At 40.8% G+C, this 24068-nt stretch carries 20 protein-coding genes; 15 read left to right on the plus strand and 5 right to left on the minus strand.

The genetic code is table 11. The features are described 5' to 3' along the window. Window positions 1-28: 28 nt before the first annotated feature. From SLH46_RS19865 to SLH46_RS19875, 3 genes are all read right to left on the minus strand, one after another. Window positions 29-1192 (minus strand): GNAT family N-acetyltransferase, encoded by a 1164-nt coding sequence (locus SLH46_RS19865; RefSeq protein ID WP_320282971.1) that lies wholly within the window; start codon window positions 1190-1192, stop codon window positions 29-31. Window positions 1193-1308: 116 nt separating this feature from the next. After that, complete coding sequence (locus SLH46_RS19870) at window positions 1309-2079, minus strand: Bax inhibitor-1/YccA family protein (protein WP_320282972.1); 771 nt, start codon at window positions 2077-2079, stop codon at window positions 1309-1311. A gap of 190 nt (window positions 2080-2269) precedes the next feature. Continuing rightward, window positions 2270-2974, minus strand: coding sequence for a hypothetical protein (locus SLH46_RS19875; protein WP_320282973.1), 705 nt, complete (start codon window positions 2972-2974; stop codon window positions 2270-2272). A 138-nt stretch (window positions 2975-3112) separates the two neighbouring features. On the opposite strand from SLH46_RS19875, the gene SLH46_RS19880 reads away from it, so the two are divergent. From SLH46_RS19880 to SLH46_RS19950, 15 genes are all read left to right on the plus strand, one after another. After that, complete coding sequence (locus tag SLH46_RS19880; protein ID WP_320282974.1) at window positions 3113-4465, plus strand: lipopolysaccharide biosynthesis protein; 1353 nt, start codon at window positions 3113-3115, stop codon at window positions 4463-4465. Then, window positions 4462-6012: an asparagine synthase C-terminal domain-containing protein gene (locus tag SLH46_RS19885; protein ID WP_320282975.1), complete on the plus strand. Its 1551-nt coding sequence runs from the start codon at window positions 4462-4464 to the stop codon at window positions 6010-6012. Before SLH46_RS19880 ends, SLH46_RS19885 begins: the two co-directional genes overlap by 4 nt. A 53-nt stretch (window positions 6013-6065) precedes the next feature. Continuing rightward, complete coding sequence (locus SLH46_RS19890) at window positions 6066-7196, plus strand: AI-2E family transporter (protein WP_320282976.1); 1131 nt, start codon at window positions 6066-6068, stop codon at window positions 7194-7196. Between the two features lie 189 nt (window positions 7197-7385). Next, the gene (locus SLH46_RS19895; protein ID WP_320282977.1) at window positions 7386-8546 is read left to right on the plus strand and encodes a cytochrome c3 family protein; all 1161 of its coding nucleotides are present in this window, start codon (window positions 7386-7388) and stop codon (window positions 8544-8546) included. Between the two features lie 32 nt (window positions 8547-8578). Further along, on the plus strand, window positions 8579-11518 hold the full coding sequence (locus SLH46_RS19900) for a TAT-variant-translocated molybdopterin oxidoreductase (protein WP_320282978.1): 2940 nt from the start codon (window positions 8579-8581) through the stop codon (window positions 11516-11518). Window positions 11519-11524: 6 nt separating this feature from the next. Next, window positions 11525-12910 (plus strand): NrfD/PsrC family molybdoenzyme membrane anchor subunit, encoded by a 1386-nt coding sequence (gene nrfD, locus SLH46_RS19905; protein WP_320282979.1) that lies wholly within the window; start codon window positions 11525-11527, stop codon window positions 12908-12910. After that, on the plus strand, window positions 12903-13400 hold the full coding sequence (locus SLH46_RS19910) for a DUF3341 domain-containing protein (RefSeq protein WP_320282980.1): 498 nt from the start codon (window positions 12903-12905) through the stop codon (window positions 13398-13400). Before nrfD ends, SLH46_RS19910 begins: the two co-directional genes overlap by 8 nt. 14 nt (window positions 13401-13414) lie before the next feature. Continuing rightward, window positions 13415-14014 carry a c-type cytochrome gene (locus tag SLH46_RS19915; RefSeq protein WP_320282981.1) on the plus strand — a complete coding sequence of 200 codons (600 nt, stop codon included), beginning with the start codon at window positions 13415-13417 and terminating at the stop codon, window positions 14012-14014. 108 nt (window positions 14015-14122) lie between these two features. Further along, window positions 14123-15283 (plus strand): hypothetical protein, encoded by a 1161-nt coding sequence (locus tag SLH46_RS19920; protein ID WP_320282982.1) that lies wholly within the window; start codon window positions 14123-14125, stop codon window positions 15281-15283. A 425-nt stretch (window positions 15284-15708) separates the two neighbouring features. Continuing rightward, window positions 15709-16632 (plus strand): ABC transporter ATP-binding protein, encoded by a 924-nt coding sequence (locus SLH46_RS19925; RefSeq protein WP_320282983.1) that lies wholly within the window; start codon window positions 15709-15711, stop codon window positions 16630-16632. A 10-nt stretch (window positions 16633-16642) separates the two neighbouring features. Further along, on the plus strand, window positions 16643-17986 hold the full coding sequence (locus SLH46_RS19930) for an ABC transporter permease (protein WP_320282984.1): 1344 nt from the start codon (window positions 16643-16645) through the stop codon (window positions 17984-17986). A 406-nt stretch (window positions 17987-18392) separates the two neighbouring features. Then, complete coding sequence (gene cysK / locus SLH46_RS19935) at window positions 18393-19304, plus strand: cysteine synthase A (protein ID WP_320282985.1); 912 nt, start codon at window positions 18393-18395, stop codon at window positions 19302-19304. 142 nt (window positions 19305-19446) lie between these two features. After that, complete coding sequence (locus SLH46_RS19940; protein ID WP_320282986.1) at window positions 19447-19917, plus strand: DUF302 domain-containing protein; 471 nt, start codon at window positions 19447-19449, stop codon at window positions 19915-19917. A gap of 24 nt (window positions 19918-19941) precedes the next feature. Next, the gene (locus tag SLH46_RS19945; protein ID WP_320282987.1) at window positions 19942-20250 is read left to right on the plus strand and encodes a heavy-metal-associated domain-containing protein; all 309 of its coding nucleotides are present in this window, start codon (window positions 19942-19944) and stop codon (window positions 20248-20250) included. Window positions 20251-20363: 113 nt separating this feature from the next. Beyond that, window positions 20364-20516: a hypothetical protein gene (locus SLH46_RS19950; RefSeq protein ID WP_320282988.1), complete on the plus strand. Its 153-nt coding sequence runs from the start codon at window positions 20364-20366 to the stop codon at window positions 20514-20516. A gap of 94 nt (window positions 20517-20610) precedes the next feature. Here SLH46_RS19950 and SLH46_RS19955 read toward each other — a convergent pair whose 3' ends face one another. Together SLH46_RS19955 and SLH46_RS19960 are read right to left on the minus strand one after the other, a co-directional pair. Then, window positions 20611-21549 (minus strand): sugar phosphate isomerase/epimerase family protein, encoded by a 939-nt coding sequence (locus tag SLH46_RS19955; RefSeq protein ID WP_320282989.1) that lies wholly within the window; start codon window positions 21547-21549, stop codon window positions 20611-20613. A gap of 202 nt (window positions 21550-21751) precedes the next feature. Beyond that, window positions 21752-24046: a patatin-like phospholipase family protein gene (locus SLH46_RS19960; RefSeq protein WP_320282990.1), complete on the minus strand. Its 2295-nt coding sequence runs from the start codon at window positions 24044-24046 to the stop codon at window positions 21752-21754. Between the last annotated feature and the right edge of the window lie 22 nt (window positions 24047-24068).

The raw sequence follows: 24068 nt of genomic DNA on the forward strand, positions 1-24068 counted from the left end.
GTTTAAAAAATCACAACAAATACCATTTTTATTCAATAATCGGGGCACGTACAAATTCTTTCTCGCGGTCGAATAAATAACGCAAAGTACTATGGGTATTTGTGCGATCGGCACCAAAGGATTTAAACATGGCATTCATCTTAGGATTAAAGTCTCCAATCCAACTCATTTCCATATCGTTGTACCACGATTTTCGCAACATCACCTTCTTTAAATGATGAAAAATTGCCGACTCGATTCCTTTACCCTGATAACCGGGAATTACCCCCAAAACAATAACCCGGCAGCGTGTAATTGTTCTGCGCTTTTTTAAATACAATAATTTAAGGCCCTGCCACAAATTCAGTTTACCTGTTTTTAGCTTTTTAAGAATCTGGTTCAAGTCGAGTATCTGCATAAAAAAGGCAATTGGTTTGCCGTCGTGATAGGCATACCAAATAAATTCCTCATCGAGAATTATTTTTGCACTCGTTAAAAGATCTTTCAGCAACCGAAATTCAATCGGCTTATAATTACCATGATTTCCCCAGGCTTTTTCATGGATCTCGAGAAAATCGCGTATACACTTATCCTGGTTTTTAAATGAAAAATGCTCGAAGGTATATCCCGGTTTTTGCGCCACCCACTCTGCAATTTTCCAAAAACGCTCCGGTAGATCCGGATTTGTGATATCGAGTGAGTAACTGTACTGATCGTAATAGGTTTTAAATCCATAGGCCTCGAACAGCTCGTTAAAATAAGCCGGGTTGTATTGCATTCCGAAAGTTTGCGGCTGGAAACCATCTTTTAACAGCCCCCAAAAGAAGAAGTTCTCATCGAAGTTTATCGGACCATCCATCGCTTCCATACCTTTCTCCTTAAGCCAATCGTGTGCCGTATCGAAAAGTTTAAAAGCCGCTTTTTTGTCGTTTATACACTCAAAAAATCCACAGCACCCTGTAGGCTGATCGTAGCCAGATGAATAATCTTCATCGTAAAATGCAGCAATCCGGCCAATCAATTTCCCGTTTTGTTTTAGCACCCAACGCCGGGCGTCGCCTTTCTGAAAACGTGCATTTTTTGCCGGATCGAACGTATCTTCGATCATCATTCGAAGTTGAGGAATCCAGTTGGGATCGTCTTTATAAATTTGTTCCGGCACTTTATGAAAATCATCTATCAGGTATTTACCGGTAACCTGAATAAGCTCCATACCTCTTTGGTTTTTGGTTGAACAATATTCGAAAATAACACATCCGTTTTAAAAATAAAAAGGACTTACCCTTTCATTCAGGATAAGTCCTCTTTCCAATAATTAATTTGAGTTATCTAGTCGCGACTTGCAACTTTAGAGAGCAAGCGCAAAATTTCGAGGTACAACCAAATAAGTGTTACCATTAAACCAAATGCTCCGTACCACTCCATATATTTTGGAGCGCCTGATTCTGCAGCCCTTTCGATAAATGAAAAATCAAGTACCAGGTTTAGTGCGGCAATGCCAACAACAAACAGGCTGATTCCGATGCTAAGTGGTGAATTCCCGTACAAAAACGATAGTTGTGCACCAAACATTCCGGCAATAAAGCTGACAAAATAAACCAGCGCGATACCGGCTGTTGCAGCAACAACTCCCATCATAAATTTTTGTGTCACTTTAATGATTCCCGAGCGATACAAAAATAACATCACCATAAAAACGGCAAGCGTAAGCATTACTGCTCGCATTACAATTCCGGAGTATTGCATTTCGAATACTGCTGAAATTCCACCTAAAAACAGCCCTTCAAAAACCGCATAAATTGGTGCTGAAATTCCCGAACTTTGCGGACGGAATACAGTTACTAAAACAGTAATAAATCCTCCAATAGCACCAACTGCAAGCCATGGTCCAACCGCAGCTAATCCGGCTTCGGGATTGGTGGCAACAACTTCAAAAAATTTATTCCATGTAAATACGGCTCCGGCAATTACCAACAGCAACATCAATGCTGTTTTATTTACAGTTCCGTTTACAGTCATCACATCCGACTGTGTTGTATAATCTCTGCTAAAAGTTTTTTCTTTTAATACAGGATTTGAAGATTTTGATAGATTCATCATTTTTAAAATTAAAAGTTCAATTCTCAGTTTTCTGTTTTACTGAGTCGTGTCAGAAATAACAAAGAACCTGCCACGAAGTTCTGTCATGACAGCTTTGCAGTTAAAGAAAGTTAACTGTTTGAGTTACGAGATACAAGTTGCGAGTTGCGAGCATCCAGAATCTAGTATCGAGAATCCAGCACCCCTCAGACTATTCCTTAAATCGTTCCTGCACGTACTCACTGGTCAATTCCTCGAACAGACTCTCGCCCAGTTTTACTGCGTTTTCGGAATCGCTCAACTGAAATTCTTTTGCCAGCTCAACACATTGTTCGTTCAAAACTTTTGAGCGGCACCCCATTCCAATAACCGAACGATAAATTGGCGTATACAGCTTTTTATCTTTTGCCAGGGTTTTCAGCTCTTCGAAAAAAGGCTCAAACATTTCATCGATGGCATTCTTTTCAGTAATTGCCAAACGGCCGATCAAATGAACTCCGGTGAAACGCACCAAATGTTTTTTCCCTCGGCACCATTCCATGGCTTTAATAAAAGCGAACTTACTTTTCACCCACAGGTTGGTTGAGGCCTGTTCTGCTATTTCAACATTCTCGAAACTTTTTGTCCAGAAATCCATCTGTTCTTCAGTCACTTCCGATGGCTCATCAAGCAAAGTAGCAAGTATCATCGTTTCGCGCCATTGCTTGTTCCAAAGTTTGAGCGCCAGCAAATGATCAGCTTCGTACGATTGGGCAATTTCGCGCAAATCGAGCAACGACACGCCCCAGTTCATTTTATACGAAATGCCGCGTTCGTTCATTGCCTCTGCAACTTCTCCACTCTGTCGCAACCTGATTACCCGAATCAGCTGCTGAAATTTCTTTTCCGTTTCCTGGTTATCGAGAATAAAATCCATTCTTGCTATTTCCCGTTTTAAAGTTCAACGAACAAAAATATAAAAAGCACCTGTATTTCTTCGTTTTCGCGAAAAAGCTTAACCGATGCAATTATTTTTATGATATTTACATAAAATAAGACACGGTGTTATAAGTGCATGAACGTTTCCAGCTATTTCAAAAATATTATCCACAGGTTTAACCAAAGTGAATTTTACCAAAACATTGCCTCGCTTTTCACAGGGATGTTCATTTCCCGAATGGTGCCCTTTGTTTTTGCTTTGGCAATTGCGCGTTTATATGCACCCGAGGAATTTGGTTATTTTGCCTTGTACCTGACCATCGCATCGGCCCTGTCGATTGTTTCAACCGGCAAATACGAAAAGGCGATTATTTTGGTTGACGAAGCGCACGAACGCAAACAAATAATCAGTTTTGCGCAGCGGATAAATTCGGCAGTGAATCTGGCAGCACTTGTAGTCGTTGTCGCAATTATTCTACTTATTAAATCCGAAGACGATCAGAAACTAAACCTGCTTTTAGTTCCATTTTATTCCTATTTTTTTAGTTCTATCCAGCTAATCCGGAATTTGTACATCAGCAAAAAGCAGTTCCGCCAACTTTCGATTTTAGAAATTGGCCGGGCAATTTTAACCGGAGTTTTGCAATGCGCATTTTTCGTTTTTCCAGCCTCAGGATTGTTTTTGGGTGCAGTGGCTGCGCAAATGATCACCTTTTTTGGATTCTCACTAAAAATAAACGAAGCCAGCCTTTTTCGTTTTGGGAAATTCAAACCCGAGGAAAAGGTATTGGCAAAACGTTACATCAAATTCCCAAAATTCTCGATTCTTTCCGAGGTCATGAATTTTATCAGCAGTCAGCTTCCCATATTCCTGTTTAAGCCGTTTTTCGGCGATAAAATGCTCGGACTCTATTCGTTCTCGCACCGGTATATCAGCACTCCGGTTCAGTTGCTGAGTGTTTCCATTTCAAGTGTTTATATTCAAAATGCCAAATCGCTAAATGAAAATCCGGATACACTGGCCAATTCAACGTTTTCATTATTTCGGAAACAGGTTATTCTTGGAATCATCCCGTTTACCATTTTAGGATTTTGGGGCGAACAAATCTTCAGCCTGATTTTTGGAGCAGAATGGGCATTTTCGGGTTACCTGGCACAGCTAATTTCGCCATGGCTATTTTTTGTAATGCTTGGTTCTCCGCTTTCGGCCATTCTTATCGTAAAAGAAAAACAACACGTGTCGATGTGGTATAACATCCTGATGTTGATTGCCCGTGCAACCAGTTTACTAATTGGCGGCTTAATTCTGAAAGACGTGGTTTCTACCATTGTTTTGTACAGTTTCACAGGACTTGTCTTTTTCGCCTTTTTAACCATTTATTCCTTGTTTTTGGCCGGGGTTAACCTAAAACACGCAATTTTGTATTTGCTGAAAATGATGCTTTTAATTGTTCCTTTTGCTGTAATTAAAATCTGGCTGCTCAAATGATTGATCTCAAAAAATATAACTGGACCAAAGGAGGAAATGTTTTTACGGCGGGATTTGCCTGGTCGGGAGAAACATTTTTTACGGGTCAGGATTTTGTAGCACTCATACAGAATAATTGTACAGATTTTGAGCAATTCAAAAAATTGGCGGGCGAACTAAACGGCCAATTTTCAATTGTTGTTGAAAAGGAAAATGAAATTTGGGCGATTTGCAGTATTAGCTGGACTTATCCGCTCTTTTACATAAATTCGAATTCTAGATTGGCGATCAGTGACCGTCCCGAAAGTCTTTTTGGCAAAGAAGAACAACCGGAAATCGATGAATTTGCAGCGTCCTACTTTTTGCAATTTGGAGTAACGCCGTTTGAAAGAACTTTAAACAAATCGATCAATCAGGTTCTGCCGGGAGAATTGGTGGTTTTACAAAAGAACGAAGATAAAGCTAAGTCACATTTTCTTGCAGAAAAGGCCAAAAACTCAACAGAGACCAAGACGACTTTGGAAATAGCCAACCATTTAACATTGGTATTTGAAAGCTATTACGAGCACATTAAGGAGAGACAGGTTTTGCTTCCACTTACCCGTGGATACGATTCACGTTTACTGGCTTGCCTGCTGGCTGAACTTGGACATAAAAAGGTATTGTGCGCCACCTGGGGCAGAGCAAATAATTCAGAGAAGTCAACAGCACAGAAAGTAGCTAAACAACTCGGACTACGATATCAATTTATTGAATACAACGAGGCGTTGATCAACGGTTTTCAGGAAGATCCTACATTTATCGACTACGTTCAATTTTCAGCACACCTGTCATCGATGCCTTATTTGCAGGATTATTTTGCTATAAAACACTTGATTGAAAATAAACTTGTTGACCAGGATACAGTGGCATTTCCCGGGCATCCAGGTGATTTTTTAAGAGGTTCCCATTTTAAAGATTCGCTTATGAATCTGCAACCATCTGAACTTGGAAAAACAGTTTCAGAAGCATTCGGAACCTCCTATCCTTCGATTAAACAGTTCAGATCTGAGCTTCAAGAATATTTGAATCAGAGATTTTTTGAAGAACAAAATCTTTCTCCGGCTAAAGCTTACGATTTTTGGGACTTGCAAGAACGACAGAGTAAGTTTATAAGCAACTCAAATCAGGTTTATACCTTTTTCGGAGTTGATGTTTTAATGCCACTTTTTGACAGAAAAAGCTTGCAATTTTTTAGCAGTATTGATGCCCGAAACAAAAACAGGGAGCGTCTTTACAACAAAGCACTAGAAGATCATTTTTTCAAAAAACACAAGGTTGATTTTGAGCTGAAGCAAATTTCAGATCAGGAAAGCCCAAAATTGCAGGCATTAAAAAACCGACTGATAAAAGTGGCTCCTCATCAACTAAAAACTGTTTACTACCCAATGAACGACAGTATTTTCTACCGCGAAATAACCAACCAATTACGACAAAATATAAAAATGAAACATCCGGTTAAACCACATTCATTTAACGCTTATATCGTTCAGTGGTATCTGAATTTTTTGGCTTCTCAAACAAAATGACAAACTATTTCGATCATCCCAAATTTGGTTATATTTGTTAAAAACGAACAAAAATGATTCAACTTAAAGGCTGGACACGCAATACACTTTTTATTGTCGGACTTCTTTTTATCATTTTTCTGTTGTGGTATTTCAGTGCCATTGTTACCTACATTCTTATTTCCGTAGTACTTTCGTTTATTGGCCGGCCGCTAACGCGTTGGCTAACAAAAATAAAATACAAACGTTTTAAAATCCCTAAAGGTCTGGCTGCTTTTGCAACACTTGTTTCCTTGTGGATTGTTTTCATTTCTTTTTTCAGATTCATTATTCCACTCTTGCTCAGCGAAGTGGAAACCTTATCACAAATCGACTTTACGCTGGTTCTCGATTCTATTGAAGACCCCCTGCTCAACCTGTTGCACATTTTTCACAAAGATGCAGTGAGCATTGAATCGAAGAATTTTATGGATATTGTAACAGAAAACCTGGGGGCTGAAATTGATTTTTCGCAAGTCTCGAATTGGTTTGGACTGGTTGCCGGGACAGTGGGAGAACTTTTAATCGGATTCTTTTCGGTTTCATTCATCACCTTTTTCTTCCTGAAAGAAGAAACAATGTTTCGCACATTTATTATCCTTCTGGTTCCAACTCATCTGGAGGAAAAAGTTGCCCATATTCTCGATTCCATTGCCTACTTATTACGCCGTTATTTTATCGGATTACTTTTAGAGGTTTTTATGGTGATGTTGCTCGACACGATCGGTCTCACCATTGTTGGCATCGAATTTAATCATGCGGTTGTAATTGGCCTCTTCTGTGGAATGTTCAATGTAATTCCTTATCTGGGTCCGTGGATGGGGGCAGCACTTGGATTACTTATTGGGGCAGCTTTACATATTAATCTCGATTTTATGAACGAGGTTTTACCTGTTTTGGGATGGATGACACTGGTTTTTCTTTCTGTTCAGGTGATCGACAATGTACTTTTTCAGCCACTTATTTACTCGAGTAGCGTAAAAGCACATCCGCTCGAAATTTTCCTTGTAATAATGGCCGCAGGAAGTATGGCCGGCATAATCGGAATGATCCTCGCGATTCCTGTTTATACCATAATCAGGGTGATTGCCGCCGAATTTTTCGAGAATATGAAACTGGTAAAAAAGCTAACCGAGCACCTCGAAAAAGAGAAAGTCAAGGACTAAAACTCCCTTGCCTAATCGATATTAGAAATCGAAATAACATTTTTCATAAATCTAACCAATCACTTTTCCCAAACATTCCCAGCTATTTAACGTAAAAAATTTAATCATTTCAGAACCTTAAGGTCTTTTTATTGTTAATAGGTTAAGTCTGAATAGAAAGGCCTATATTTTAATACTAAACTTAACAGAATGAGAGAACACTTCTTTAGGGGAAGTTTCATGAAAAAAACGCAAATTTTCATATCCCTGTTCGCTTTTGTTACCTGTATTTTGCTATCCAATAATTTGTATGCCGATTCCACCGAATCTGTTGTTACCGATGGTCATTCGCACGCAGAAGTTAAACGTGGAGAACGTTTCTTCAAAGGATTATTACCCTTCGATCGTAATTATTCGTCATGCGTTTCTTGTCATAATTTGAATCAGGTTGACACACTTAACTGGAATCCTTCGGCAATGGACATTGCAATGAAATTCGTGGACAAGGATTTTGAAGCTTTTCAAGCCTCGGTAATGAATCCGGTCGGTGTAAAAATGGAAGCATCGCACGTAAATTTCAACATTTCGGAAGAAGACCTGAAAACTGTAAAAATCTATTTAGACGATTTGGTGCACACGGGAACTCCGGTTCCAAAACCAACTCATTACAATCTTATTCTGTTCCTGTTTCTTGGATTATTAATTACCTGGGCGGTCGTTGAACTGATCTTCATCCGAAAAATTAAACTGAAATTCATTCCTCTGATAATATTGCTTGGCGCTTTTGGCTGGCAGGTAAAAATGATTGTTACCGATGCCATTAAATTAGGCCGCCAGGAAAATTACGCTCCCGATCAACCCATAAAGTTCTCGCATAAAGTGCATGCCGGCGAAAACGGAATCGATTGTATGTACTGCCACACAACGGTTGAACAAAGTAAGTCTGCGGGGATTCCTGCCACAAACCTTTGTATGAACTGCCATATTCTGATTCGTGAAGGTACAAACAGTGGCAAGTTTGAAATTGCAAAAGTGGTTGATGCCGCAGAGAACGGACACTCAATCGAGTGGAAACGAATTCACAACCTGCCCGATCATGTTTATTTCAGTCATGCCGTGCATGTTGGCTCAGGCAAACTCGACTGTATGCAATGTCATGGTCCGGTCGATGAAATGGATATTATGCAGCAACACAGCGACCTTTCGATGGGCTGGTGTGTAAACTGTCACCGCGATACCGAAGTAGATTTTGGAAATAATGGCTATTACGAACATTACGTGAAGTTGCACGAAGAATTAAAATCCGGAGCAATCGACTCGGTAAAAGCAGTTGATATTGGCGCCAATGATTGTATGCGCTGCCACTATTAATTATTCAAGTTTAAAGCAGAATCAAACAAACTATGACAAAATATTGGAGAAGTTTAGACGAGTTAAATAATCCGGTTGAGTTTAAGCAAAACGAAGTTAAACTGGAACTGGATGCTAAGCGTGCCGTAATGAAAAAGGCTTCCGGCTCATCGCGTCGCGATTTTCTTAAAACTTTTGGTTTTAGCGTTGCTGCTGCGGCAGTTGTAGCCAGCTGTAAAAGGCCGGTAGATAAAGCTATTCCGTACCTGGTAAAGCCGGAAGAAGTAACACCGGGGATGGCCAACTATTACGCCTCGAGCTATTTTGAAGCCAACGAATATTGCAGTGTTTTGGTAAAAGTGCGCGACGGACGCCCCATTAAAATTGAAGGCAACGATCTTTCATCAGTTTCACAAAAAGGTACTTCTGCTCGTGTTCAGGCATCGGTTTTGGATTTATATGATGACGCTCGTTTTAAAACACCACTAAAAAGAGGCGAAGCAACAAATTGGGAAGAAGTTGACAGCTACATCACAAAAAAGTTAGAGCAACTAAATAGTGACAATAAAAAAGTCGTTCTGCTCACGTCAAGCATAATTTCGCCAACAACAAAAAAAGTAATTGCAGGCTTTCAGGAAAAATACTCCAATGTTGAATGGGTAAAATACGATGCAGTTTCGGCAAGTGGAATATTGGAAGCCAACCAGCAAAGTTTCGGAACAGCTTTGATTCCTGACTATCGATTTGAGCGTGCAAAAGTAATTGCCAGTTTTGGCGCCGACTTTTTAGGCACCTGGCTTTCTTCAACTGAATATACAAAAGCTTATGCAGCCGGAAGAAGAGTGCTGGACAAAGGCGACGAAATGAGCCGTCATTATCAGTTCGAGTCGGGAATGACTTTGACAGGTTCAAATGCTGATGTTCGCGTACCGATAAAACCGTCTGAAGAAAAGACGATTTTAACAGCACTGTATTATCAATTGTTGCAGGCAAAAGGTTTTATGACTATTGCAGCTCCCGGTAGTCCGGTTGATGTAACAGGACTGGCTGAAGATCTGTTGGCAAACGAAGGAAAATCGCTGGTCATTTCGGGAAGCAACGATGTAAACATTCAATTGATTGTAAATGCAATCAATAATCTTTTGGGGAATTACGGTTCAACGATTTTATTTGACCGGACATTAAACACGCATCAGGCTATTGATGCTGAATTTGAAAAAGTATTTGCCCGATTAAAAAACAAAGAAATTGCCGGAGTGCTTTGCTGGGGCGTAAATCCAGTTTACAACCATCCAAAAGGACAAGAACTAAAAGAGCTGATTTCCGGAGCCGAGCTGTCAGTTTCGTTTTCTGATAGAAAAGATGAGACAACAGCAGCCTGTCATTGGGTGTGCCCTGCCCCACACTACCTCGAAGCGTGGAACGATGCGGAGCCGAAAAAAGGACTTTTCAGCTTGTCGCAACCTACGATATCAAAACTTTTTGATAGTAGACAAGTTCAGGAAACGCTGCTAAAATGGGCCGGCGAAGAGCAACCTAATTATTACGAACTTTTAAAAGCAAACTGGGAAGAGAACTTCACCGGCTTGCAATCAAAATATTCCGATTCACGATTATTCTGGAACGATGCCTTGCAAAAAGGTGTTTTCGAAACAGAGATAATTGCAGAAGCACCTGTATACAGTGAAAATGGATTAGAAAATGCCTTACAACTTGGCGGAGCTGAATCTCAGGGATGGGAAATTGTTTTCTACCAAAGTGTGGCGCTGAAAGACGGAAGTTCTGCCAACAACCCGTGGTTGCAGGAACTGCCCGATCCCGTTGCGAAAATCAGCTGGGATAACTTTGCTGCGGTCCCCGTGAAATGGGCCGAAGAAAATGGCCTTCAGAATGAATCGGTGATTACCATAAACGGAATTGAAATGCCGGTTTTTGTGCAGCCCGGACAAGCACCTGGCACCATTTCGGTAGCATTGGGTTACGGCCGCGAAGTTGCCGGGAAAGTTGGCGACGGTGTTGGTAAAAATATGTATGCACTGGCATCGATACAAAACAACGCCAAACAACTTTGGCTGGGTGGTGCTGATGTGCAGACCACAACAAAAACTTTCGAGCTGGCGCTGTCGCAAACACATCATTCGATGGAAGGCAGGCCAATTGTTCGTGAAACCAATTTCGATAAATGGCTACTTGATCCGGCTTCGGGCAATGAAATCCGTGAGGAGCATCTGGAACACCACGTTTCGATGTATCCCGAGCAGGAATTTAAAGGTCACCATTGGGCAATGGCAGTCGATTTGGGAAGTTGCGTAGGATGCGGAAACTGTTCCATCTCGTGCCAGGCTGAAAACAACGTTCAGGTAATCGGAAAAGAACAGGTTCGCAACCGCCGGATCATGCACTGGATTCGTATTGACCGTTATTTCTCAAACGATGCAGAAAATCCGGATGTGTATCATCAGCCGGTAATGTGCCAGCATTGCGACAATGCACCGTGCGAAAATGTTTGTCCGGTTTCGGCAACTCCACACAGCGAGGAAGGTTTGAACCAAATGGCTTACAACCGATGCGTAGGAACCAAATATTGTGTGAACAACTGCCCGTATAAAGTACGTCGTTTTAACTGGTTCCAATACGTTCAAAATCCGGAATTCGATTATGCATCAAACAGCGACTTGGGACGTATGGTTCTTAATCCGGATGTTACAGTTCGTTCGCGTGGAGTGGTAGAAAAATGCTCGTTCTGCGTACAACGTATTCAGGAGAAAAAGGCGGAGGCAAAAGTTGCCGGCAGAATGTTAAAAGACGGCGAAGTACAACCGGCCTGTGTTCAATCTTGTCCGGCCGATGCGCTGGTTTTTGGCGATGTGAACGATCCAAAAAGCAAAATCAACAAGCTGTTTAAAAACGAGCGCAATTACCATTTGCTGGAAGAATTGCACACCCTGCCATCGGTAGGTTATTTAACTAAAGTAAGAAACAAAAAAGCATAAACGCCTATGTATAATTCAGCCGTAAGGGGAAAGCTAATTGATGGCGACAAGTCGTTCAGCCAGATATCGAAGGAGATATTAGCACCCATTCACGCCAAAACGCCGCTGTGGTGGTATGCTGCCATGCTGGTGAGTTTGGGTATGTTCGGATTTGGTTTGTATTGCAAATACATTACCGTTTCAACCGGAATTGGTACCTGGGGAGTGAACAACTCGGTAGCCTGGGGTTGGGCCATCATCAACTTTGTTTGGTGGATCGGAATCGGACATGCCGGAACCGCATTTTCCATTTTCCTGCTCATTTTAAGGCAGAAATGGAGAACTGCCATTAACCGTGCAGCAGAAGCAATGACCGTTGTCGCCGTTTTCTGTGCCAGCCTTTTCCCACTGTTACACATGGGGCGTCCGTGGTTGTTTTTCTTTATTTTCCCGTATCCGAATACGCGCGGTCCGCTTTGGGTGAATTTTAACTCACCTCTTTTCTGGGACTTTGTGGCCATTTCAGCTTACCTGCTTATTTCAGCAAGTTTCTGGTATTTCGGAATGGTGCCTGATTTTGCAACCATTCGTGATACGGCAAAATCGAAAATTAAAAAGGCGGTTTATGGGTTTTTTGCCTTTGGTTGGACAGGTTCGAGCCGCGAGTGGCTACGTTTTGAAGGCCTGAGTTTTGTATTGGGTGGAATTGCCGCAGTATTAGTAGTTTCGGTACACTCGATTGTATCTACCGACTTTGCGGTTTCGGTACAAGCCGGATGGCACACCACTATTTTTCCACCTTACTTTGTAATTGGAGCAATTTTCTCGGGATTTGCCATGGTGCTGACTCTGGTTATCACGATGCGCGGATTATACAATATGAATGATTTTATTACCGACCGACACGTTGATGCGGTTTGCCGGATCCTGATATTTATTTCACTGATTATGGGTACTGCCTATATGACCGAAATCTTTATTGCCTGGTATTCAGCTTCGGAATATGAAACTTACATGTTCTTCAAAAACCGATTATTTGGCGATTATGCGTTCCAGTTTTGGGCAATGTTTACAGCCAACGCTGTGATTCCGCAGTTGTTCTGGTTTAAGGCTGTGCGCAAACGCATGTGGATCGTATTCATTATTTCCATCATCATCAATATCGGTATGTGGTTCGAGCGTTTTAACATTGTGGTTACCACGCTTAGCCGCGACTATCTTCCTGCCGCATGGGCAAATTACTCGCCTACATATGTTGAAATAGGATTCTTTGTCGGTACACTCGGAATGTTTTTGGCCGGAGTACTGTTGTTCTTCCGCTATATTCCAATGATTGCCATTTCTGAATTAAAAAGTGTGGCAAAATTCGACAAACCAAATAACGGACAACTAAAAGCAAAAAGTCATGAGTAAAAAATATATCCTTGGCGTTTTTGACGACGAAGCAACTTTAGTTGATGCCTTTGAAAAATTAAAAGACAAAGGAGTAATGCCGGTTGAGGTTTACACGCCGTATCCGGTACACGAAATATTGGAGGGAATGCCCATAAAAACGCGCATTACGCATGCAGCATTCTTTTACGGATTGTTTGCCGCGCTGGGTATTCTTGGGTTTCTGACTTACGCTGCCTCAATTAGCTGGCCTTTGCACTACGGAGGAAAGCCGTTTAATGCATTCCCGTCGTTTATTGTGGTAACGATTGTGGCTACCATTCTTTCCATAACACTGCTTACGCTTTTTACTTTTTCGGCACGTGCGAAAGTATTTCCCGGCAAAAAAGCAGAGATCTTTCACGAGCGGGCTACTGACGATAAGTTTGTTATGGTTTTCGACGAAGCCGGAATTGCAAACGACAGCGAGTCAGTAAAATCGATTCTCACAGAACATGGTAAAATTGAATAAATAGATTTTGAGCTATGAGCAATAAAATCAAAAAAAATAAAAAGATTCAAAGAAGACAAAAAGAAGTTCTCAGGTTTTTTGCCTTTTGCCTTTTGCTTTTTGCCTTTTCTTCATGTGATTACAACCGCCGAACTACAGGCTGGCAGTATTTCGATGATATGGTTACCTCGCCGGCATACGAGAGTTACACACCCAACCCAAATTTTGCCGACGGAAAAACCATGCAACCACCTGTTGCGGGAACAATTCCACGTGGTAAGGTTCCTTATGCCTACCAAAAAACAGATGAAGACCGAGCACTGGCTGCTACCACACTGATAAACAATTTGGAGCCAAACAAAGAGAACCTGCAACGTGGTGAAAAAATGTACGGTATTTATTGTATGCAATGCCATGGAGAAAAGGGCGATGGACAAGGATCGTTGTATGTACGCAAGAAATATACGTATCCACCGGCAAGTTTGCTGAGCGAAAAAATGCTGGCTAATCCTGAAGGAGACATTTACCACGTAATCACAGTGGGCCATGGAATTATGGGCGAGCACGGTTCTATGATCAAACCGGACGATCGCTGGAAAATAGCCATGTACGTAAAAGAGGTATTACAAAATTAAGAACGTCATGCTGCCCGTCAGCTGACGGATTCAGCATCTTCGAGAGATTCCGAAACAAGTTCGGAATGAAGGAATAAAGAACAGATGAAGAATTAAAAGGAACAAAATATGGAAGACCGATTAACACTTTCCAATAAGTTTAAAATACTCACTTACGCGCTGATGGCTGTTGGTGTGATTTCGTTTGCACTGGGTTTTGTTTTCGACGCCGAGCGCACTTGGGCAAACTATCTTTTAAACAACTACTATTTTGTGTCGCTGGCGATTGGCGCCGCCTTTTTTGCAGCCATCCAGTACATTACACAATCGGGCTGGTCGGCTATGTTTAAACGTGTGCCCGAAGCCATGGTTGCTTATCTACCGTTTGCAGCGGTATTCTTCCTCATCCTGTATTTTGGAATGCACTCAGTTTTCGAATGGACACACCACGAGGTTGTTTCTCACGATCATATTTTGCAGCACAAATCGCCATATTTAAATGTACCGTTCTTTTTTGCACGGGTAGTTGTATTTTTTGCCGCGTGGATCATTCTTTCGAAAGTGTTACGCAAATTCTCGCTAAAAGAAGACGAGGTTGGTGGCATGCTTTATTTCGAAAAATCCGAGTTCTATTCCAAGATTTTCATTTTTGTGCTGGCCCTTTCATTCAGCCTGTTCTCTGTTGATATGCTGATGTCGCTCGAGCCACACTGGTTCAGTACCATGTTTGCCGGAAGAAGTTTTATGGCGGGTGTTCTGCACGCCTCATCAATAATTGCTCTGATTGTAATTATACTATCAAAGCAAGGGAAATTCCCCTTGCTTAACCACAGCCATTTGCACGATTTTACCCGTTATATTTTTATGTCGAGCATTGTTTGGGGCTACTTCAATTTTGCCGAATTCATGTTAATCTGGTACGGAAATATTCCGGAAGAAACATCGTACTTTGTTCACCGCTGGCACGGCGTTTACAAGATCCTGTTCTTTGCCAATATCGTTATCAACTGGGGCATCCCGTTTTTGGTACTGATGCCACGAAAAAGTTCAAGAAGCAAACTATTTATGATTCCGGTAATCATTCTTCTAATGATCGGACAATACACCGAACTCTATTACATTATCTGGCCGGCAACGGTTCATGAAGCTAAGTTTGGCATACTCGAGATCGGTACTTTTCTGGGTTATGCAGGATTATTTTCGTGGGTAGTTGGCACAACGCTTACCAAATCCAGTTTGGTTCCGAAAAATCATCCTTATCTGGAAGAAAGTATTCAGCACCATTTTTAAAGCAAGAGTTTTAGTGGTCTTGGATGCCACGCCGAAGGTTAATTCCTTCTGGAATCATAGATATTCTCTATAGAATTACTTTGATTCCAAATAGAACATCTATGATTCCATGTAGCTTTAACACAATTCCACAGTGAAGAAGGATAATTCCAATTGGAATCATAAAGATTCCCTATGAAATAATCATCATTCCTTAGAGAATATCTATGATTCTTTACTGCCGAACGATTATTCCTTGTTGCCGGGAAACAATTCCATCCGGATTAATTGAGAAAACAGATTCAATATTTCCGGTTTATCCCTTAATAATCCCCATTCGCCGATATTTCTTTCAAAAGGCCGCATTTTCAGGTTTTCTTTAGGAATAATTAAAACCAAACCTGTAATTTGCACGGGTTATATCTTACTATTCAATTAAAAGAAATATGGAATTATTCGAAGCGCGCGATGTAAACAAGGTTTTTGCCAGCACGCAGGCCTTAACCAATGTTAGCATTTCGGTGAAAGAACAAAGCATTTTTGGCTTGCTTGGCCCTAACGGAGCGGGTAAAACCACCCTCATCCGCATCATAAATCAGATTACGGCACCCGACAGCGGTGAAATTTTTCTGAACGGTAAAAAGATGAACCGAACGGACATTTCGCAAATTGGCTACTTGCCCGAAGAACGTGGACTGTATAAGAAAATGAAGATTGGCGAGCAGGCAATTTACCTGGCTCAGTTGAAAGGTATGTCATACCGCGATGCATCGAATAACCTGAAAAAGTGGTTCGAGAAATTCGATATCATGCCATGGTGGAACAAAAAAGTGGAAGAGCTATCAAAAGGAATGCAGCAAAAAGTTCAGTTTATTACCACTGTTGTTCATCAGCCTAAACTGTTGATTTTTGATGAACCTTTCAGCGGTTTCGACCCGATAAATGCCAACTTGCTAAAAAAGGAAATACTGAATCTGAAAGCAGAAGGTGCCACCATTATTTTCTCGACTCACAACATGGGATCAGTTGAAGAATTGTGCGACCACATTGCGCTGATCAACAAATCGAAAAAGATTGAAGACGGACCTACCAACGAGATCCGAATGAAATATAAAACCAACATTTTCGACATAAAGTACAGAGGCGAATTCAGAAATGTTGACCTGGCATTGGGAACCGATTACAAAATCATCAGTCACGATGAGTCGGAAAAAGGAAACACCCTTAAAGTGCAATACTTGAACGGGAAATCGAATAACGAGCTGTTATCGGCCATTATGCCGGCCGCCGAGATTATGTCGTTCGAGGAACTTATTCCAAGCATGAACGACGTATTTATTAAAGCCGTTGAAGAGTCGAACAAAATCTAAACAAGCTAACATGAGCAGCACATTACTTATATTAAAACAAGAATACCTGAAACGGGTAAAAAAGAAATCGTTCATCATATTAACCATCCTCATGCCGTTTTTAATTGCCGGGGTATACGGACTGGTAATTTATTTCTCGATTAAAGACGATACCGAAGAACGTACCATTGCGGTGTACGATGCCACCAATTTATTTCTCGGCGAATTTAGTGATGCAGGAACAACCAGCTATCATTTTATTCCGAAGGAGGAATATGCATCATTAAAAACCAACCTGAAAGGCAGTGGCTATTACGGACTTCTGTTTATCCCTTCCGATATTTATTCGAATAATCAGGCGCAACTTTTCTCGGAGAAACAGCTGCCGCTTGAACTCTCCGAACAAATTGAACGCAAACTCAGCCGATTTATCGAGAATGATAAACGACAAAAAGTTATTGCAGAATCGGGCATCCCCGATTTGGAAGAGCGACTCAGCCACACGCAAACCAGCGTAAACCTTAGTACACTAAAAATATCGCAGTCGGGCGAAACAAAGAAAAGTTCGTCGGTTGTGGCTTTTATTGCGAGTTATGCGATGGGCCTCATCATTTATTTCTTTGTGTTTATGTATGGTGCCATGGTTATGCGCAGTGTGATGGAAGAAAAGAAAAGTCGCATTATAGAGGTAATCATTTCATCGGTGAAACCCAGCCAGCTAATGGCCGGAAAAATTATCGGTACAGCTTTGGTTGGCCTAACCCAGGTTGCAATCTGGGTAATTTTGGGCGGTATCGGTTTGGTGGTGGTACAAAGTTTCTTTTTGAGTCCGGATACTGCTCAGCAAATGGGGCAAAGTATCATGGAGTCGCAAGGACAAATGAATCCGGCGGCAATGCAGGCGGCACAGCCAAATCAAGTAACTGAAGCAATGGAAATGATCGGAAATTTAAACCTGCCGCTCATTCTGTTTTCTTTTGTGTTCTACTTCCTTGGTGGTTATTTGTTGTACAGTGCGTTGTTAGGTGCGGTTGGTGCTGCCGTGGATAACGATGAAGATTCGCAACAAATGGTTTTCCCTGTAACTTTCCCGTTGATACTGTCGATTATGTTGCTGTTTCCGATCGCTAAAAATCCGGAAGGGGCACTGGCATTCTGGTGTTCAATTATTCCGTTCACTTCGCCTGTGGCAATGATGGCACGTGTTCCATACGATCTACCGCTTTGGGAACTGTTACTTTCAATGGGACTTTTAGTTCTTACAACCATTGTCTGCATTATGGCAGCTGCCAAAATCTACCGCATCGGACTGCTGATGTACGGTAAAAAGGTAAATATTAAAGAACTGATTAAGTGGCTTCGGTATAAAGGCTAATGCTTAAAATTAGTGATACCCTCACTCAAAGTGAGAGTATCACTAAAAGTCAGATTTCTTAACAAAGAGCGGAAAACATGATTTTTTTCATATTTCTTATTTAGAATCAATTAAAATTATTTATATTGCACTCAATATGAAACGAGCATTAATAATTGTTCCATACAGGATGATTAATACAAGTGCGAGTTCCATACTATACAATTAAAAACAAACAATTTTAATAGTATGAAAAACACCGGTAACAATATGATGATGTGTTGTTGTTTCCTGCAAAACGGGAAAGGTGTTGTAGTGTATTAACTTGAACTTAATTGCAAGATTATACGAGGCCTTTCCATGAACGGAAAGGCCTTTTTTTTGTTTAAAAATTATTAACCGAGATAACTCAAAATTTTAAAATCAGATGAAAGCAAAAAACATTTTGGAAACCATTGGCAACACGCCACATGTAAAAATCAATCGTCTCTACCCCGAGGACTACGAAGTTTGGGTGAAAGTTGAAAAAACAAATCCGGGTGGAAGTATTAAGGACCGTATTGCGCTGTCGATGGTAGAAGATGCGGAGAAAAAAGGCATTTTGAAGGAAGGTTCGGTGATTATTGAACCAACTTCCGGAAATACCGGAATCGGGCTGGCTTTGGTGGCTGCCGTAAAAGGTTACCGTTTAATTCTTACCATGCCTGAATCGATGTCGTTGGAAAGAAGAAGAGCTTTAAAGGCATTTGGTGCGGAGTTGGAATTAACACCAAAAGAAAAAGGAATGAAAGGTGCCATTGCCAAAGCCGAAGAACTGGCGGAGGAAATAGATAACGCCTGGATTCCACTTCAGTTTAATAATCCGGCTAACGTTGAAGTACACCGCGATTTTACCGCGCAGGAAATTCTGGCTGACTTCCCTGAAGGATTTGATTACCTGATTACCGGTGTTGGAACCGGCGGTCACATTACCGGTGTTGCTGAAGTTTTAAAAGCTAAATTCCCGAACTTGAAAGTTATTGCCGTTGAGCCGGATACCAGTCCGGTTATTGGAGGAAAAGCTCCAGGCCCTCACGGAATTCAGGGAATTGGTGCCGGATTTATTCCAAAAAACCTGAATACCGAAATTCTTGACGGAACAATAGAAATCAGCAAAGACGAAGCTTTTGAGTATGCTCAAAAAGCAGCAAAACAGGAAGGATTGTTTGTTGGTATCTCATCGGGTGCTTCGTTGGCAGCAGTTGCCAAAAAGATTAAAGAACTGCCAAAAGGATCGCGGATTCTTACTTTTTCCTACGACCACGGCGAGCGCTATTTATCTATTGAAGGATTATATTAAAACTAACTTCAACATAAAGCGAGGGGATCATTCAAAAGAGTGGTTCCCTCTTTTCTTTCCAAACTTTTAAGCCCCATCAATCAAATCTATCAAACAAAAGTTTACTCTTGGTTGTTTTTTCCTTAAATTAACAAAACTAATAATGAAAGGATTAACTATGTTTTTAACCGGATTGATAGTAGGAATACTCTTCACCATTATTATGATAGTGGTTATTCTACCAAAACAAATGTTTGTAGTTAACGAGAGTAAACTGGGATTTGACGAAACAGTTGCTGCAATTGAACAATCGGCGAAAGATAACAATTGGAGTATGCCGCATTTATACGATCTGCAGGCAACCATGAAAAAACACGGTTTTGAAGTAAAACCTGTTAAAGTTTTTTCGTTGTGCAAACCCGATCATGCTTACAAGATTTTAAGCAGCGATCAGGAACGTGTTGTTTCGGCGCTGATGCCATGCAGAGTGGCCGTTTACGAACGTAATGGGAAAACCTATGTTTCGATGCTGAACTCGGGACTTTTCTCGAGATTTATGGGCAGCAAAGTAAAAACAGTTATGGGAGCCGCCAGCGAAGAAAACAAACAGATCCTTGCTCCGGTTATTCGATAAGATCACATAAAAACAAAAAATACCATGAAGAAACTCTTTTATCTACTTGCCCTGATAGGTTTTGTTGCCTGTAATTCAGGAACACAAAAAAGTACCGAAGTAGCACCGCCCGAACAACTGGTTGAGGCCACTATTGATATTGGCGGGTTACATTGCGATGCCTGTGTAGCCTCGGTTGAAAAGGGAATAAATACCCTAGATGGGATAGAAACCGCAAAAGTGACACTTGCAGATTCCACTGCCATTGTAAAATACAACGCCTCTGCTGTGTCGATCGAAGAAATTGAGAAAAGTATCGAAAAGCGCGGATACACTATAAAAGCTGTTAAATAAGCAGTGCGGAACAAGTAAAATGCTATTGTTCACAATGTTCTGGTGATAAATCACCTCCTTTTTCGGCATAATATTTGTAAAATTCCGTACATTGCATAAAAGCCACAGAAACAATGAAAGACAATTTTAAGAACGGAAAACCGGAATTACAGGAAACAGGTGCAGTGTGGAACGTTAAAATCGACATTACCACTTCTGTTTCTACAAATTCCATTCGGCTTCATAAGAAAGCCAAAAAGCTGAAAATGAAAGTTATTTTGAATTAAATAAAAGCTTTGATCATTTGGGTCAAAGCTTTTTTTATGACAAAAAAACAGGCCGCTTAAATAAACGGCCTGTCCTATATCTTTTCAGTATTGATTAAACGAAAATTTTCGATTTAACGTTGTCGATACTTACATTAACACCTTCAAAAGGTTTTCCATTACCCTGGTTGTCGTCTTCAACAAATAAGTATTTCAAACCGGCAGTTTCACGTGCATCGTAAATACTTTTGTAATCCGCAACACCGGCACCAACAGAAACGATATCGTCTTTGTCTACAGTGTAAAATGGTTCTACAACCTCTTTACCCATACCTTTAAAGTGAAGCAACTGGAAACGTCCGGGATATTTATTGAACATTTCAACAGGATCCTGACCTGCTTTCATTGCCCAATAACAATCTAGTTCCATAGTAATCAGGTCTGCATCCATTTCTTTCAGGAATACATCATAGTAAGGTACTATTCCGTCAGTTGGTTTAAACTCGAAATTATGGTTGTGATAACCAAACTGAATACCTACATTTTTCATGATCTCGCCAACTTTATTCCACTCAGCGATCATCTTTTTGTATGTTTCAATGTTACGATCTTTTTCTTCAATCCAAGGCTGAACACAATATTCTACACCAATTTCGGCATGTGCATCGGCCATTTTCTGAGCGCTCGCAGTAGTAATTCCTTCAGCTTCAACACTAGTGTGGCTACTAACCACTTTCATACCTGTGTCTTCCACCATTTTTTGGAATTCTTTTGGTGCTACGCCATAAAATTTGCCATCGGCATACGAAGCCATTTCAACAAATTTATAGCCCATGTCGGCAATTTTCTTTAACGAACCAGTCGCATCGGCAGCCATTGCATCGCGAATACTGTATAGTTGCAGACCAAGACCCATTCCTGTTGCCGCTTTTACTACTTCTGCCGCTTGCTCAGCAGGTTTTTTACCACCCGAACCACAAGCATAAGTACCAAGTGCCAAAACACCAACAGTACCTGCTGTAGAAATCCTTAGAAACTCTCTTCTATTCTTCATGATTTTTTGTTTTAGTTAGTTATACTGATTATTACTATTTATTCAACTTAATTGCTCAAAATGCAGGGATGATTATTTTGAGAGGCACTAAAATTATAAAGATTTTGCAGAAAATGCCAAAATCCTTTAAATATGTCGTATTTACACAACAACAATTAATAAGAGGTTTAGGCTGCCCGGTTTGCAAATTTACAAAGACACGTTAGAATGGGAAGCCAACAGTGAAATGAAATCGAGATTCGTTATCCTGGTTATTTTCCGACACCATTAATTGAATAGGGCCTAATATCGATTCGTACTTAAATCCAAAACTGTAACCAAAAATATTGTCGGTAAAAGGATTACTTGTTACCTCATCAAACAAATCTTCGTAGGTATGAGCGGTGGCAGCCACATTTACATTGGCAGAGAAATACAAACCCGATAAGAGTTCGATATTTAATGCTGATTTTACCATCGCATAATTGTAGGTGTAGATCTCAGCTAAATTAAAGCCTGCCATATTTTTGAAGTTTAATTTACTTTCTCCAAACTGCGATCCTCCCAAGATAAATAAACCATTTGTGCCTGATTCCTTTGCACTAAAACCGGCATCAACACCAAAATTATAAGTAAAGCGTTTCGCAAATGTTTTGTACCAGTTATGATCGATTGTTAAGGTTGCATATGCTTCATTTGTTTCATCAATCAGATAGCTCCGTGGCTCGATGGCATTGCGGTTTAACTCGCTGTTTGCCGATAGTATGTGCTGAAAACCTATATTAAATTTAATCCCCCTTTTCGGAAAATAGAGATCATCGGTGGTATTTACCTTATAATACAACTGATACCCCCAATCGTGTGCTTTCATGAATTCCACATCGGCTTCAGGATATATCGCGCGAAGGTCCTTGTGTGGTGTTAACCGATTGTATTTGTAAAAAGCATTTCCTCCCAATTGGTGATTCAGGCCAAATAAATATTCAATTCCGTAGCCTCCTCCAAAATAGGCTCTTTTATACGTTCCAAGCCTGTCCCCTGCGTCGTAAAAAGGAAGTTTATAGCTATAAGAATCCATAAAGAAATAATCGGACAGACGCTGTTTTTTGCCAACAAATTTATTAAGTTTAATCTCCATTCCCGGATTCTCAGCAATGTTTACCGAAAACAACAAACGTGTTGCTGGGGCAATAATATTGCGTAAAGTAAAATTGGTAGTTATTCCAACACCCAGATCATCGTCGTACTGAGGGGCGAGTTTAAACATTGCCCGGGGCGTTTCTGTGATGTGAAAAACAAGAATATAACCATCATTCTCCTGGTCCTTTTTTAACGAATAGGTAAGTTTCCCAAAATGTCTGGTTCCATACATAAAATTTATGGCCTCTTCAATAGCATTGTAACTTACCGAATCGCCTTTTTCGATTCCCGATTTCGAGAGTACAAAATTCTCACTCAGGTACTGCAGACCAGTTGTTTCCAGACCTGTAATTTTAATTTTTTTGGGTCTACCGATTGGGTCAACGGCCGTGTATTTCAAGTTGTATTTCTCAACCAAAGAATTGATTTCCTCAATTTTTGCCCTTGCAGCATCCTCTCCTATCTGTTCAATATTTTGCCCTTTCATAAAATCGGCAGCAGAATAATCGCGCAAATCCGGAATGATCAACACATCACATTTTGGAAACTGTTCTTTCGCGTCGACAATACCTCCCAAGGCGATAGCCCGTTGAAGAATTTCGGTCATCGAACCAATGTCGTTTGCGGTAATATCTTCCTGAAATCCCACATAAACCCCAATAATTATATCCGCCCCCATATTAATGGCTTCCTGCACCGGAAAATTCCGTGCAACACCCCCGTCAACCAACAGCATTGAATCCATTTTAACGGGCGAAAAAACAGTTGGAATTGACATGCTGGCACGAATGGATTGTACCAAATCTCCCGAGCTGTGTTCAATGGTTTCTCCAGAAATCATATCAACCGACATACAATGAAAAGGAACCGGGAGTTGATTAAAATCTTCCTCTTCGGTAAGCGGCCACAATAATTCCGAGAAATATGCCTCAAGATGTTGGCCTTCGATCACACCGGCCGGAAGATTGATCTTTTTATCGCGAATGGGTATTTCGAAGAGGTATTTTTTGGTCTCATTTTTCTCGTCCATCGCCACACTTAACAGCCTCACCTTATCGGTCAACAACAAATCCCAATTGGCATTTTTGTTAATCTCGCTAAGTTCCTCGGCTGTATAACCTGCAGCGTACAAACCTCCCATAATACCTCCCATACTGGTTCCGGTAATAATATCGGGACTAATACCGGCCTCTTCCAATACTTTAAGCACACCAATGTGGGCAAGGCCTTTGGCTCCACCACCACTCAGTACTAAACCAATCTTTGGTTTATCCTTGTTATTTATTTGTTGTGAATAGACGGGAAAAACAGCCGAAACAAACACAAGAAAAATTGCTGTAGAAATCTTGAGACAAGTAGTGCGTCTTGTGTTTTTCATGTCGGTAGGCTGATTTAATTTC

Origin of the sequence: Draconibacterium sp. IB214405 (assembly GCF_033963885.1) — a bacterium.
Taxonomy (GTDB): domain Bacteria; phylum Bacteroidota; class Bacteroidia; order Bacteroidales; family Prolixibacteraceae; genus Draconibacterium.